The sequence below is a fragment of the Dehalobacter sp. genome, from assembly GCF_030063005.1.
GTDB lineage: Bacteria > Bacillota > Desulfitobacteriia > Desulfitobacteriales > Syntrophobotulaceae > Dehalobacter > Dehalobacter restrictus.
Window position 1 is genome coordinate 1 of the sequence record NZ_JAPDHR010000009.1, and the last position, 15,028, is coordinate 15,028.

At 45.5% G+C, this 15,028-nt stretch carries 9 protein-coding genes; 3 read left to right on the forward strand and 6 right to left on the reverse strand.

Annotated elements, in window-relative coordinates:
- Positions 1-442 precede the first annotated feature (442 nt).
- Positions 443-637, forward strand: coding sequence for a hypothetical protein (locus OKX56_RS02475; protein ID WP_019226376.1), 195 nt, complete (start codon positions 443-445; stop codon positions 635-637).
- A gap of 124 nt (positions 638-761) precedes the next feature.
- On the forward strand, positions 762-3,146 hold the full coding sequence (locus tag OKX56_RS02480; RefSeq protein WP_336570140.1) for a sensor histidine kinase: 2,385 nt from the start codon (positions 762-764) through the stop codon (positions 3,144-3,146).
- A gap of 28 nt (positions 3,147-3,174) precedes the next feature.
- Here the strand turns inward: OKX56_RS02480 and OKX56_RS02485 are convergent, their stop codons facing one another.
- The 4 genes from OKX56_RS02485 to OKX56_RS02500 all read right to left on the reverse strand — a co-directional run bounded on the left by OKX56_RS02485 (position 3,175) and on the right by OKX56_RS02500 (position 6,724).
- Positions 3,175-3,786, reverse strand: a complete 612-nt coding sequence (locus OKX56_RS02485) for an FmdE family protein (RefSeq protein ID WP_019225501.1) — start codon at positions 3,784-3,786, stop codon at positions 3,175-3,177.
- 307 nt (positions 3,787-4,093) lie between these two features.
- Complete coding sequence (locus OKX56_RS02490) at positions 4,094-4,936, reverse strand: metal ABC transporter permease (RefSeq protein ID WP_019225500.1); 843 nt, start codon at positions 4,934-4,936, stop codon at positions 4,094-4,096.
- Entirely contained in the window at positions 4,917-5,744 is an 828-nt protein-coding gene (locus OKX56_RS02495; RefSeq protein WP_019225499.1) for a metal ABC transporter ATP-binding protein, read from the reverse strand. The genes OKX56_RS02490 and OKX56_RS02495 overlap by 20 nt, the downstream gene beginning before the upstream one ends.
- Positions 5,741-6,724 carry a metal ABC transporter substrate-binding protein gene (locus OKX56_RS02500; RefSeq protein WP_019225498.1) on the reverse strand — a complete coding sequence of 328 codons (984 nt, stop codon included), beginning with the start codon at positions 6,722-6,724 and terminating at the stop codon, positions 5,741-5,743. Before OKX56_RS02500 ends, OKX56_RS02495 begins: the two co-directional genes overlap by 4 nt.
- A gap of 293 nt (positions 6,725-7,017) precedes the next feature.
- Between OKX56_RS02500 and OKX56_RS02505 the strand changes: the two genes are divergently transcribed.
- Positions 7,018-7,467, forward strand: a complete 450-nt coding sequence (locus OKX56_RS02505; RefSeq protein ID WP_019225497.1) for a Fur family transcriptional regulator — start codon at positions 7,018-7,020, stop codon at positions 7,465-7,467.
- Here the strand turns inward: OKX56_RS02505 and OKX56_RS02510 are convergent.
- Positions 7,431-11,462 carry a UvrD-helicase domain-containing protein gene (locus OKX56_RS02510; RefSeq protein ID WP_019225496.1) on the reverse strand — a complete coding sequence of 1,344 codons (4,032 nt, stop codon included), beginning with the start codon at positions 11,460-11,462 and terminating at the stop codon, positions 7,431-7,433. The two genes, OKX56_RS02505 and OKX56_RS02510, sit on opposite strands and share 37 nt — an antisense overlap.
- Entirely contained in the window at positions 11,455-15,018 is a 3,564-nt protein-coding gene (locus tag OKX56_RS02515) for a helicase-exonuclease subunit AddB family protein (protein WP_019225495.1), read from the reverse strand. The genes OKX56_RS02510 and OKX56_RS02515 overlap by 8 nt, the downstream gene beginning before the upstream one ends.
- Positions 15,019-15,028: the final 10 nt, after the last annotated feature.

Below are 15,028 nucleotides of genomic sequence, written 5' to 3' on the forward strand. Positions count from 1 at the left end.
AATTCTCAAAAGTACAAAGTCATAAAAACATTACTCACTTTTTTAAAAATGTAAAAGCCCGGATTTCCCTTGTTTGCAAGGGGTTCCAGGCTTTTTTGCTCTTTAAAGTGTCAAAGATGAGATTATACCGTATAGATTCTTTGGCTGTCAAACAAAAGTTATTGTATACCTTTCTTTTTCTGCATTAGCTTTACTTGTAAATAAGGACATTGAAAATAAGTCCGCCAAACTTGCTTTTTTATTTAGGGAGCCAGAAAATAACGCCTCTCTATAGGCATTTCGCAATTCATCCATTTTTTCAAATATATAACATGTTTTAGGAGGAAATATACATTTTGTGGCGAAATTTACATAAAATTGGTTAAGCTGGAAGTTTCCCATGTCAAACTATCTTAACAAAGAACACCGCAGATGACTTGTGTTTAAAAAGGGGGTTTTCTCGATGAACTACGAGAGTATTGCTAATTTGGTTCATGATTGTGTTAGAAATCCCAAGATGTTGTTGGCACAAAACAGCCAACAAGGTAACAAGGTTAAGTCAAATGAGTTCACTGCTGTACAAAAAGTTTTATCCGGTTACAGAGTTTCTGGAGGCGCTGCTCTTATCACTGCATCTCCAATGGAGAGTTGGATGTAAAATTTAAACTTATCACTTTCAGCTTAAATCAAATTGTCTTTCATATAAACATAGACTATACTGCCAGGCACGACCGTAAAGAAATGCCTGGTAGTATACATAATAAGGGAAGTGTTTCGTGAATATGAATATTTTATTTGGAAAGATTTATAAAAAAAAAGTTTATTATTTAGCCAGTGCAATATTTATTTTTATAGGGATAGTCTACTTCTTTTCCTGTTCACAGCGCCCTTTTATTGGTTTAGATATTAATAACTCTGACGGTCACTGGTATGTGGTTACTGCCAATCAGAACGGAGAAGGGTATAAATCGGGTATCCGGTTCGGTGATCAGATCTTCAAAATCAATTCGGAGGATGCAGGAAATTATCATATCTTAAGAAAATGGGGGCGGGCCGAAGGAGCTAACAGTATTAGTTTTTCTGCTAAAGAAAATACAACAGAACAGACTATTACTATAGAAAATCCACCTGCTTTACAAAGGATGTTAGCTATACTTCCATATTTCTTACTTGGGTTCATTTTCTGGTTCCTGGGATTTATAGCCTGGTTGAAACGTCCATCTTTAGTACAGGCCCGCGCTTTATTTTGGTTAAATTATTTCCTTGGTTTAGCAATACTTCTGGCTCAAGCTTCCAGCCGTGGTTTGTTTCTAGGTAAAGAATTGGAGTACATAACTTTTTTGCTAACCGCAGTGGCTTTAATTTATTTCTTCTCGATTTTCCCGTTAGATAAAGAAAATAAAATCAATAAAGTAAGCTGCCAAATTGTAACCGCTCTTGCCGCAGTATTTTTTATATTACTAATTATACATTCCATAGGCTTTTTCAGCCTCTCAAATTTGTTAGTTAAACTAGCATTATTTACGATGATTATTAGTATCTCATTTGCTGTGGTTAATCTGATAATATTAAAATTGTCAAAAGATCAAGCAGCGAAAAATGAAGCAAATATTATCCTATTAGGGTTACTAATTGGCTTCTTGCCCTTTTTTCTTTTTATTGCGCTTCCTACTCTTTGTAATTCTAAACAATGGGTTTATACGTTTATGAATTCATTTTTTCCTGAGTTATTTATTGCAGTTGTACCCTTCTCTCTCTACTATGTAGTTGTTAATAAATATCTGCCGGATTACCGCCGAATCTACGAAGGGTTCATCTCTCAAATTCTCTCGTCAGTGTGTCTTAGCTTTATCTTGTTATTAACCCTTTACTTATTAAAAATTGTGCCTTCTATTACATTTGAAGTATATATAGAATTGTTTTTCTCAATTTATATCTTGATTGCTTGTTACCATTATCTCCAAGTTATTTTAAGTAAATTGTTTAAAAAATCCGGTTTTCTTCAGGAAAAAAAGAGCTTTAAACAAAGGATTGAGGAATTAAATGAGAACCTGACCTCGCTTATTGCCAATGACCAAATACTCATAGAAATGACCCAAAATCTTGAAATCGACGGGATTTTCCTTATTACTGATAATGTCCAGTTTAATAATCTAAATAAAGCTGTTGGCCGTTTCCAAGAAAATCTTGATGAACGTAAAATATTGGAAGAATATTTTAACAACCATAACAAACTTGATATGGAGACAAAAGTACTTCCAGATGATTTTCCTGCTGAAGTTTTTGTTCCTTTTTCGTCTAATAATTCAGTATGCGGCGTTTTTTTCGGCCACCGTTTTTCAAAAATAAAATTTATACAGTCAGAATTATCTTTTCTCACGCTTCTTGCCGGTCAACTGGTTTATCAATTGCTGATATTAATTGTGATCAATGGCCTTAATAAAGAATTAATTGTGTTAAATGAACGTATAAACGATACGAAAACAATAAGCGAAACAGAAATAGAAAATACTATTCCCCCAAATTTTGTCTATTCACTTTTTGCTAATATGAATAATCAAGATCGTCTAATACCTAAATTATTAGCCGGTCCGTACCACTATGTTCTCGATCAATACAGCTGGCTGGACTACTTGCAAAGAAAGAATTTACCGGAAAGTATAAAGCAGCAAACCATGCTGAAAATTGGGGAAATCGACCAAGATATTAAGCTGGGGATTTTAGCAAAAATTGATAAGCGCAACCCTCCGCTGTTAGATAGTTCAGGGCTATTGCCAACTATTGAATTGTGGATTCAGGATTTCATGCGTGAAGAATTGGCTTTAATCATTCTCAATACTTTTGGGATAGAAAATAGCAATCGTTTTGATAAGCAAATTGAAACTGTAGCCTTTCGCTTTATCGAAAAAGGAATCGTTAACGCCCTGCGGTATTCAGAGTCCCATGTATTTAAAGTTGATATTATTCTCATAAAGAATATTTTGGAGATCATAATCAGCGATAATGGTAAAGGATTTGATGTAAATGAACTGGAAACTTGGCTTATTTCCGGTGCTCATTCGGGTTTGGCTGTCATGAAGCAACGTATTGAAAGTGTTGGCGGACAATTGAAAATTACTTCACAAATAAATAAAGGGACAACACTAAAAGCAATTTTTCAAGTATGAGGGCTGTTTATAATCAGGGCCATTCCGGTTAACGCCATCCCCTGGTATAGGCTTCGTTACAGTCGGAACAGATAATTTTTCCTCCGACAAGATGTGCTTTGACTTCTGCAAATGGCTCCCCGCATTGAGAGCATACGACTGTCTGAAAAATTCTGGCCGGTTCAATTCGGGGCATGGCTACTTCGGTAACCGTAAATAGTTCAGCTGCAGGTGCGGCCAGGAATTTTTCAATTCTTTCCTTCTGCAGGCTCCCCCAAACAATCTTTTCCTGTTCACTGGCCGTACCTGCCGATATTTTTGCCTTCAATTCCGTGTATTGTTCATCATCGGGTTTGTTGCCGCGTTTTCTTAAAATCCTAACCGCTTTACCGGATTTGCGGTTGGCCAGCGTGACCGCCTGTTTGCCGGAATCCTTATAAATCAGATTACCCTTTCCGAGCGTACAGCCGGTAAGTACCTGGATCGCATCGACACCGCAGGCATCGTTTTCGACGACCGCAAACAGTTCTTCATCAGCCGCCCTCACTACACCAAGCGCATCGAGTCCGATAAACGCCTGTCTGAAGCCAATTGCAAGCCCCATGCATTCGTGTCCATGAAATTCAGCACATTTCTCCCAAGGTGTTTTTTCTCTGCACATGATTGGTCAGTCCTTTCTTAAATAACGCGGTAAGCTCATTTTAACTTCTTATTGAGGCAGCGCAAATTGAGATAATAATCTATTTTTGGGGATAGTCTGTGGGCCACAATACTGCTTCCCGGCCATTGTGCCATCCATGGTACAAAAGGCCGCGCTGCGCACTCCATGCTCCGCTTACAGCAGAACTGTGTCCCCCAGACTGATCATAAGGTTACTTCTGTAAGTCTGCAAGTCTGCATGCCATAGTTAGCTCATTATCTATGTGGTTACTTTAAGAACTTTTTTGCTAGAATGGTCATCGTAGATCCTATCTTGTTGAAACTTTCCAGACAAATGTCCCGGCAAAGAATAGGGCAAGTACCAGAACAATGGTAGCGCCTGTTGCGGTTCCCCAAAAGTACGACAGGATGAGTCCTGCCAGACCGGAAATCAAGGCGATGATCACGGCAAGGACATGGTACTGCCTCGTATTTGCCGCGATATTCCGGGAAGCAGCAGCTGGCAGTACAAGCAGGGAACTGATAATCAGAATGCCTACCCAACGAATCGCGAACGTTACCACAACGGCGACCACGATGGCAAATACAAATTCATAAAAGCGGACATGAATTCCCCGGCTTTTGGCCAGGGATTGATTGACACTTACCAACAGCAGCTTGTTGAACCAGCCTGCCCAAAACACCAGCACCAGCACAAAAATCAGGGCTAAAATTCCCAGCTCTGAAGGGGTTATGCTTAACAGATCCCCGATCAAATACCCGGAGTACTTGCTAAAGCCGCCGTTGCGTGACAGGAGCACGATACCCAATGCAACTGCCGTTGAGGAAAATACGCCGATGATCGTATCCGTCGATGCCGTATTGGCATTTTTAACACTAATTACCGCAACCGCAAACAACACCGAAAAAACCAGCAGAGCCCAAAAAGGGCTTTGGATCCCGAGTACAACTCCCGCCGCAACGCCTGTCAATGCCGAATGCCCCAACGCATCTGAGAAAAAGGCCATCCGGTTATTCACGATCATTGTGCCGAGGATACCTAGAATGGGCGTCACCAAAAGAACAGCCAGCAGGGCGTTCTTCATGAAATCATATTCCAGCCAGGCCAGAGGAAGCAAGGCATCCAGCAGTCTATACCATTGTTCGATCATTGGTTTGTTCTTCCTCTTTTCTTTTGGATTCAGCGTTTCCTTTGGTCCACCCCATACCAAATGTTTTAATCACTTTCTCGTTGGCGAAGATTTCCGCAGCGGTTCCACAGCATTCGATGGTCGCATGGTTCAGCAGTATCACGCGGTCTGCATATTTGGCCACGAGATTCAGATCATGCGAAACAAGAATAATCGACAAGTCATAGTCCTGACGCAGCCTGGAGACAATATCATAGAACAGTTCCAACCCTTTCTGGTCGATACCCGACACCGGTTCATCAAGAAACAAGAGATTTGGGACGGGGTCAAGCGCCAGCGCAAGCAATACTCTTTGCAACTCCCCTCCGGATAGCGCACCCAGTCTTCTGTTAAGCAGATGTTCAGCCTGCACAAGCGTTAAATTCTTTTGAACGCGTTTTTTTGTTTTTTGAGAAGAACCGAGCCAGACGGGAAAACGGTTGTAAGTCGCTGTAAACAAGTCCAGCACAGTGACCGGCGAACTGTTGTCAAAATCAAGTTTCTGCGGGACATAGCCGATGAGCGGACGGCCCTTTTGGTTATCTTTAGGATCAAGAAATTCAATCGTTCCCGTGTGTGGAATTTCACCGAGGATAGCTTTAAACAAGGTTGTCTTACCAGCTCCGTTCGGTCCGATCACCGCAGTCAAATCGCCGCAGTATATTTCCAGATTGATATCCCGCAGTATTTCTTTGTTATTCAGCGTTACCCCGAGGTGGTTGATCCTCGTACGGCATAAGCCGCATCCGCATTCTTCATATAATTCATGATTGCAGCATTTGTTTTTCATCGGAGAGCCTCCTGCAGCGTCTGCAGATTTTTATCCATCAGATCAATGTAAGCATCCATTTCCAAAGGGCCTGTGACGATTGGGTCAAGGTAATAGACCCGGGCACCTGTTTCATTCGCAATTGTCTCTGCTGTATCCGCAGAATACTGAGGCTCGGCGAACAAAGCCTTAACTTTTAATACTTTGATTCTCTCGATCGTTTCAGCCAGTTCTATTGGGCTGGGTTCTGATCCGGGCTCCCGCTCAATCACAGCTGCCACATTCAAATGGAATTCTTCGGCAAAGTACGGGAATGCCTCATGAAAAGTCACGATATCCCGGTTCTTTACCCCATCCAGGGCCTGGTGCATTTTATTTTTTTCCTGTTCGAGCTTTGCAATATATTCTGCAGTATTTTCCTGATATTTTTCAGCATTTTCGGGATCAAGGACCGCCAGCTGATCGCCGATGTTCTGAACCTGTCTGATCGCTTTAGATATACTCAGCCACACATGCGGATTTCTCCCTGTTTCATCCTGAATCAGGGTAATCCCTTCACTGGCGTCGATGATCTTCAAATCCGGTATCTGCCCTGTAACCTTAGCGAGGAATGATTCCATTCCCGCGCCGTTGATCACCAGAACCTTGGCATCTTCCAGGCTTTTCAGATCTTCGGTCGTCAGTGCATAATCGTGGAGACAGCCGGTTGTCGGTTTGGTCATATTGACGACGGTCACATTCGAGATACCCTTTGTGATGTTTAAAGTGAATAGATAGATCGGATAAAACGAAGTCGCAATTTTCAGCGATCCTCGACTGTCATCCGTATTCACCGCGGCGCTCTCCTTCGCACCGCACCCGCTTAAGGTTACCATGATTGCCAGCAAAACCGCGCAAAAAGGTTTCGCCCACTTAAAAAACATTTTTGTCCTATTGGTCCTATTTTTCCTATTCATTGCCGTTTTATCAATCACAGCCGTCTTTGCGGTCTTAGCAGTCATCAGCTAATTTCCCCTATTTTTTTGCAAATGGTTCGCATTTGCATTAATATATAAATCGATTATACTACAAAAGTATGCATTTTATTCCTCTTGATTAGAAATTATTTCAAATATTTTTTGGCAAAGTCATTAATGCTTTGTGAAGCTGTGTAAAAGTATTACAATAGAGTCAGATATATAAGGCTAAAATCATAAAAAATCTTCTGGGAGCGACTGACAAAAACAACCTCATGATCAATTTGGGGGGCACTGTTCCGTTGTACGTAAAAATTTGACTAAAAGGACTGAATTCTTTGCCTGAAAACCAGCAAGACCCATTAAAAGAAATCATGAAAAAAGCAGGGATCAAGAATACCAAGCATAGGAACTTGATATTTGACCTGCTTCAGAATGCAGAAGAACCTCTGACGGCTGAAGAGATTTTTATTTCTCTAAAAGATAAAAGTTCGTCCATTTGCCTTTCTACCGTCTATCGTACGCTGGAAAAGCTGATGTCGGGCAATCTCCTTCTCAAAACGAATATCTCTGATGATGGCAAAGCCAGATATGAACTGAATCACGACAAGCACAAACACTATCTGATTTGTATGAAGTGCAATAAACGGATCTCGATTATGGACTGTCCAATGAAAGAATTTGAAAAGGCCCTGAAAGATCAAGCCAATTTCGATGTGATCCAGCACAAACTGGAAATCTACGGTTACTGTCAAGACTGCAAGATCTCGCCGCAGCCAAAAAGATAAAAATACTTTTTTTTGACTTTTTTCCCTGTCAGCATTTCCAGCGCCCTGGCGTAATAGAGAATCTGCTGGCGGTACCTTTCCAGAATAATGCTGGATCCGCCTTCCGGAATCCGGTCCGTCTTATAGTCAACCAGAACAATCCCGTCTTCTTCCTCAAAATAACAGTCAATAATGCCCTGCAGCAAGACCACTTCCTGCCCGCAGGCACCTGCCGCCATGTCAGAGAATACTTCCCGGCAGGGTATTTCTATATTAAAGCGAACTTCACGGTTTACACTGCCTGAAGCCTTCATTCTGCGTCCGAGCGGGGACTCGAGGAAAAACATTATCTTTTCCGGATCAACGCTTTCAGCCTGCTGCTCTGTGAGCAGTTCTTTTTTGACCATTTCCTGAATCTGATTCGGAATGTCATTGCGCTGAACATCCAGGTGCTGCATGACAAAATGCAGGATCGTTCCGGCTTCTGCCGCACCCAACCCTTTCTTTTCTTCGAGAAACAACGGCTTTTTGATCAGCTGTGGCAGGAGAGCTGATCCGGTTGCAAGCCCCAGCTCCGGCTCTTCCATAAGCTCTACTTCCAGCCGTCTTTTCAGTTCGGTGACAGAGACTTTGGGCGGTATCCGGGTACTGGCAGTGAAGGGATACTCCCAACCAAGCCTTCGCGCAATCTCTTTCTTTACATTTCTGCCGTGAAGCCCATCACTGTCGTTATTATCGATATAATTGATATAATCGTTATTAGCACGATTATCGCTGCTACCGTTATTATCATTATTCACTTCAGTATCGCTGTAATCCTCGGTATTGCCGTGATCTTCGGTCTCCTGACGTAAACCGGTCAGCCATTGGATGAATGTTTCTTCTTCCTGTCCCCAAACAGCCGGTCTGCCAAGAAGCTCATTTTTTGTCCATACGCGGATCTGCCATTCCGACGGGTCGTCAAGCTGACCGTTTCCCAATGCTCCCTCCGTCGCATAGGTATGATGCCCAAGCCAGCCGGTCAGACTGGCAGTGCAGCAACCCCGGTGCTTCATGAGTGCCGGTACAATCCAGTCCAAATATTTTTCTCCTTTATATACTTCATGTGCAGGCAGCTTTTCCGGATCACCTGCAGCAGCTTTGCACCATTTGTTCAACGCCTTCCGGGCATTGGAAACCGCTCCGGAGATAATCAGCTTTTCCCTGGCTCTGGTCAAGGCCACATAGAGAATCCGCATTTCTTCCGACAGGGTCTCCATCCTGATTTGTTCCCGAATTGCATATTTAGGAACAGACGGATACGCTATCCTGAGCCTCGGATCCGCAACGTCAGGACCGAGTCCAAGCTCCTGGTGAAATAAAATGCTCCTGTTCAAATCCTGAAAGTTAAATTTCTTACCGCATCCGGCCAGAATGACGACCGGGAATTCCAGCCCTTTGCTTTTATGAATACTCATGATCCGAACGACATTATCATTTTCACCAAGGATTTTGGCACTGCCAAAATCACCCTGGTTGCTTTTTAGCTTGTCGATGAAATTAATAAAATTGAACAGCCCTTTAAAGCTTGTTCCCTCATATTGTCTGGCCCGTTCAAATAGAATCCGGAGATTGGCCTGACGCTGCACGCCCCCAGGCATCGCTCCGACAATCCCATAATAGCCGGTTTCGGTATAAAGCTGCCAGAGCAGCTTGTCGGCAGACAGATATTGAGCGGTGTCCCGCCATCTGTGAAGGTTGTTCAGGAACATTGCTGCTTTCTTTTTCAGCGCTTCTTTTTCAGATGTTTTGTTCTTCATTTTTTCTGTCTCAGATTTTCCATCCGCGGATTGATCCTGATCTTCCACCAACTGTTTGAGCGCCTCATAGATCGGCACATGCCGTCTGGTAAGCCGCAGCCCGGCGAGCTCATCGGATGAGAAAGCAGCCAGCGGCGATCTCAGAACGGCCAATAACGGAATATCCTGCAACGGATTATCAATGATCTGGAGCAGTGACAGGATCACCTGTACCTCGGAAGACTTGAAGAATCCTGTGCCGGTATCAGCAAAGGCAGGGATGCCGGCCGCCGTCAGTTCCTCTGTGAATACCTCGGACCAATTCCGGGTGGTCCGGAGAAGAATGACAATGTCGCTGCAGCGCAACTCCCGGTACACTTTACGTTCCTTATCATAGACGGCCGTCCTCCTGCCCTTTTCATCCGGATGAAACAGTTCCTGTATCCTTCTGACCGTAAAGCGGGCTTCACACTGGATCGCATCCAGCATACCGGGGTCAATCTGTTCCGTTTCATCAGAGAGGCCATTTGAGGCGTCCGTAAACTCCGTCAATTCCTGTTCTTCCTGACCTGAACTGTCAGAAAACCTGTTTTCCTGATCCAGCCGTTCCGGATCACCTGTTTGAATAAGATGAAATTCTACCGCCCCGCCGACAGCCAAATGTTCCTGGTCATTTTCAGCAAAGACAGCTCCTGGATTCAAAGCCTCGTTGTCATTGTAGTCCAGTTCCCCGACCTGCACCGACATGATCTGTCTGAAAATGTAGTTAACAGCATCAACCACTTCCCGGCGGCTGCGGAAATTCTTATACAGGCAAATTTTCCGATGGCTGGCGCCTTGTTCCGGAGAGTAACTGTGATACTTTTCCAGAAACAGTTCCGGTTTAGCCTGTCTGAATCTATAAATACTCTGTTTGACATCTCCGACCATAAAGACATTCGGCCTGGCTGATCCTGTGCGGGAAATCATCTGAAGCAGAATTTCCTGGACCAGATTGCTGTCCTGGTACTCATCGACCAGAATTTCCGCGAAGCGTTCCTGATAGCGTTTGGCTGCTTCAGATGGTACATACGCTCCCGTTTCATCCTGTACAGTCAAAATTTCGAGGCAAAAATGTTCCAGATCGTTAAAATCAACCAGAGACTTGCCATTCTTTTTCAGCGCATATCTGCGTTCAAATTCAACAACCAGTCTACCCAGACACTGCATCAGCGGCTGAAGGGTCTGCAAATCGGTTCTGATTTCTTTCGAATTCGCTGCCAGCGACCTTTCTTTCAATTTGCCGATTTTCTTTTTGACCTGATCCCGGATTTCTTTGACCTGCTCCTGAACAGCTTTATCCGCATCTTTGCCGGCTGCCGGCAGTCTTTGAAACAGGTAGTTCCGGACTGTTTGGGCAAGGTCATCCCACCTGGCATTACGCTCTTCCAGACAAAGCTCCCGGATATGCTGCAAAAAGCAGTATTCTTCCTCGAAGACAGGACGGTATTTATCCAGTCCTGTACCAGGCTGCAGAAGGGCAACCGCGGCCTGCATATTCTGTATCAGTCCCTCAATTTCGAGCCCAATACTTTTAAGCAGGACTTTTCCCCAGCAGGTCTGACTGAAATCCGTCCCTTCGAACATGCCGAAACGTCCGATCATCTCCGCAAGCCATTTTTCCGGCCAGGGACTGCTTTGTATAAACGTATGCAGATTCAGCACCATGTCCTGCAAGGCCTGATCGTCCCTGTTGCCGCCATAACACTCTAATAGTTCAAGAAAATCCTGATTCTCGGCATTCTCTTCATACATTTCATCAAACAGGTCATTGAGCACTTCCATTTTCATCAGCATCGTTTCCGTCTCATCGGCAATCCGGAAAGACGGATCAATATTAATGGCCTGGAAGTTACTGCGGATGACCTCAAGACAAAATGAGTGAATGGTTGTAATACTGGCTTTGCTTAACAGCGTCAGCTGTTTTTGCATATTGGAAGACCCCGGGTTGCTTTCCAGTACGGCAGCGAGCGCTTCGGCAATCCTTTCCCTCATCTCTGCCGCAGCTGCATTGGTAAACGTCACCACAAGCAACCGGTCAATGTCCACAGGATCATGGCTGTCTGTAATTTTTTGAATGATACGCTCCACAAGCACGGCCGTCTTGCCGGCCCCGGCAGCCGCTGCGACCAGCAGGTTGCAGTCCTTGGCCGTAATTGCTTCCCTTTGTTCATTCGTCCATTTCGTCAGATCAGTCATGATTTTGTTCCGCCTTCATGATATCGTTCCAGATTTCCTCATCCCCGCGGTCAGCCAGCAACCGGAAGCTATTTTCCTTTCTGGCCGGATCAAATTGGCAGACTGCTGCATAGCGGCAGTAGGTGCACGAGGTTGTCCGCTTTTTCTTGTACGGCGTGATCGAAACGCTGCCACTCATCATTTCCTCACATAAGTCTTTCAGAAGGTTCCGAACATATTTTCTGAGGATTTCAAATTGCTCCAGGGTAGCTGCCGATGATTTGCCCAGAAGGTCCCCCTTATTGATCCTGGCCGGAATGATCAGCGAAGTGCCGTCGATGGTCCGGTCCATTTCCTTGATCAATTTGACATCCGCGAGCAACAAGCCCTTCATTTTCAGTTGTTTCATAATGTCCAGCTCGATCTCTTCCTCCGTGAGCCTGCCGTCAGCTCTGACGATAGGATCGTCGATCCGGAAATACAGGATCCCTCCCGGCAGGACTGGTTTTTCCGTCTCCAGCCCGCTGTTCTGCCAGAGGGCATCGAGATACGTGAACAACTGGATCTGCAGTCCATAATAAACGTCGGCCAGTTTGAAATCCTTGCTCCCGGATTTATAATCCACGATTCTGAGGTAGGTCCCTTCTTCAGCCTCCAGCGCATCAACCCTGTCAATCCTTCCGCTTAAAGATACCTTCCGGCCTGAATCAAGTTCAATCACAATTGGCGGGAACTTTTCCCGCTCGCCAAATCCAAGCTCATAACCCAACGGCTCAAAGCCACTGCGCTTGAGGTGCTCCGCAATCATCCAGACCGCACGCGTGATGACCCTTTTCAGTCTCAAGGCAAGTGAAGTATACCGTTGGGAGGCCGTGAGGCCGGACCCTTGCATTTTTCGAAGCATTTCATCCACAATCTCCGAGACTTTCTCCCGGCACCACGGTCTTTCCATCTCTCGCCAAGAGATTTGCTGCTGTGCCGCCTCCAGCGAAAATCTTTCGAGAACGGCATGCATAAACGTCCCGACATCCGGCGGACTGAACTGATAAATCTTTCTCTCTTTGGCTTCAAGTCCATATTGAAGATAAAATGCGAACTGACAGGACGCATATTTCTCGAGCCTCGATGCACTGGCATGAGCCGATGCGCCATACAGCGCCGTTATTTTTTCAGAACTGACCGGCTCAGCAATATTTCTGGCTGAAAATGCTGTCTGAAGTGCCTCACAGCGCGGTTTCCATTCTTCCAGCCCATTGTACCAGCGATAGACATCCTGCCACCAGCCGTTGATTTCCAGCCCTTCTGCCTTGCAGCGGAAAGCTGCAACCATTTGTTTAAAAGAAGGGGATTTCCCTGTCAGCTGTTCCAATTCAGCACTTTCTAGCCAGGTATTTTCTGTACCGTCATTCACCACTTCTGTATTCTTCGTCTCTGCATTCTCCGTCCCTATATTCTCCGTCTCAGCATTTTCTTTACCAGCAGCAAACCCGGATAGCATTGGAATCAGCGTGCTGTTTTCCGTAATTTTCGGAAACAGCTTCCTTAACCTGTAGATCACCATCGAAGGCCGTAAGCTTCGGCCCTCCTGGTCGGCGATCGGCCAGCTCAGGCGAAGATAAGCAGATGCGGTCGTTAAAGACCGGTAAATCAGATACTGGGCCTGAAAGGCCTGCGTGCGGGTATCATTAGCCAGTTCGATCCCCACCGTATTCAGCGCGGCACGGTCCGCATCGGCCAAGATACCTTCCGTCTGAGCACTGGAAGGGAACACCCCGTCATTGACCCCTAAAATGAAAAGTGCTTTGATCTCATGGCTTCGAAACCTCTCGATGCTGCCGATCAGAACTTGATCCAGCGAAGCCGGTATCAGCCCGATCTGATATTCGGCAAAGCCGATTTTCAGGGTGTCGGTAAAGCTTTCCAAACTCAAAGGCTCCTCGCCCATGGTCTCCACGGTCTGATCCAGGATGTTCATCAGGATATTCCAGACCTGGTCGTATTCATTGGCCAGATTCAGCATACCCTGCCGCCTGAATTCTTCCATGATCCTTTCCAACCTGGCCGGGACGCCTATCCCGCCAAGAAAATCATACAGGGCCTCGCAGATTTCCGAAGCCTTTTTTCTGTTTTTGGTTTTGGCGCGAAATTGAAGAAGCGGGGCTGCAATTTCACGTCTGGTCTGATTGATCTCCTTCAGCTCTGTTTCGGCCTTCTCCACATCTTGGGGCCGCTGATTCTCTTCCGGCAGCAAACCCGGATGCATCGACCAGTCTTCATTTTTCGTCCAGCGGTTGCCGCGGATCCCACAGGCCAGCACATAATTTTCGATGCGGTCGATACGCTCCCTGTCCAGACCGGTTAAACCGGTTTTTAGATAAGCGAATACCGCTTCGTAAGACCAGTTGTCGCTAAAAATATCGAGCATCGCCAGCATCATCCTAACCAGCGGCTGATCCGTGATCTCGGTCTTTCTGTCCAAAAAATACGGGATCTCATATTCAGCAAAAACAGTCTCCAGAAAACTCCGGTAACCGTCCAGATTTCCGGTGACTACGGCAATATCTCTGTATCTGAGCCCGCGATCCCGGCAAAGCCTGACAATGTCTGCCGCTGCAGCTTCAATCTCCGCATAGATATTCACCGAAGCATGCAGGAAGATATCCCTGGTTGCTTCGGGATATACCTGGTATGGATAGGCATCATAATATCGTTCGAGGTGGGACAACTCTGCGCTGCAGCGGAACCTGGGCAACGGAAATCCCGCTGCCTGAACCGGCGGTTCAATCTCCAAACCCGCCTCCTGGCAGATTTTCTTGAACTTGCGGTACACCCCCTTGACCTCAGAGAACACATCGGTTTCCAACAGACCTTCTTCAGCCAGGGAATCCGTACACAGGCAGATATTTACCCTGCTCACCTTAAGCAGCAGCCTGGTGATGACTTTGTATTCCTGCGGTGTAAATCCGGCAAAACCATCAATCCAGATTTCCGCGCCGTCAAAAATGGTGGTGGATTCCAGCTTGGCTGCCGTCAGGGTAAGATCATCGTCACTGTCCCTGTATCTTTGCCGGATCAGTTCCTCGAACCCAGAATAGACGGCATTCAGTTCAGTCAGTTTATCCTTGAGCGGTTGGTCCACCATAACGGCAATGGCGTTCTGCAGATCTTCCGGCGTAACATTATACCGTTTCAGCTCCGTGATTAGCCCTGAAAGCGAACTGATAAACCCTTTGCGCTCGGCTGATCTCGTATAGACCTTCAGTTCTTCTTTGATCTGCATGAGGACACGGTAGATCAACATGCTCTTGCCTGCTGGGTGGATATGCGGGTACGTGATTCCACCCGCCTCGTTAAATACCCTGAATGCCAGGCGGCGGAAACTTAATACTTCCGTCTTTAGAATCCCTCCGGTCTTCAGCACGTTAATCAGGTCTCTCTCCGCCTGCAGCGTATACTGTTCCGGCACAAGCAGCACCAAAGGATGATCCGCTCCGTTTTTGACGTGTTCCTTTATTTCATTCAGGCAATAGGTGGACTTGCCGCTGCCGGACCGTCCGTAAATAAACCTAAGACTCATCCTGTTCTCC